Below are 275 nucleotides of genomic sequence, written 5' to 3'. Positions count from 1 at the left end.
GCTTTGTAGAAAGACACTTATAAAATCATCATTAGTTGATGATAGTAGCGAGTCTGGAACAACTAATAGACATGTAGAAAACTTCTTTATGTTCGTTTTGTGAATGTCTTTAGCAAGATTTATAGCTTTGGGCGTTTTTTTTGTGAATTTATGACTAAGAAAAAAACACTGTTCAAGGTAGGTTTTAGATAAGTCATTGAATTTCATTAAGGCTTCATCATTCAATGTGGACAAAAAAGTTTCTTTGTCTGTAAAGCTTGTAAGTGAAGTGTTGT

Annotated in this window: 1 pseudogene; it reads right to left on the bottom strand. The window is 31.3% G+C overall.

Annotated features, from left to right (window positions below):
- A pseudogene (locus tag IQR33_RS33900) lies at nt 1–207 on the bottom strand (cellulose biosynthesis protein BcsE); the annotation flags it as partial.
- Nucleotides 208–275: the final 68 nt, after the last annotated feature.

The sequence above is a fragment of the Vibrio sp. OPT46 genome (assembly GCF_015163535.1).
In the GTDB taxonomy this organism is placed as follows: domain Bacteria; phylum Pseudomonadota; class Gammaproteobacteria; order Enterobacterales; family Vibrionaceae; genus Vibrio; species Vibrio alginolyticus.
The sequence above is the reverse complement of the archived record's forward strand: the minus strand, read 5'-3'. Positions and strand labels throughout refer to the sequence as shown.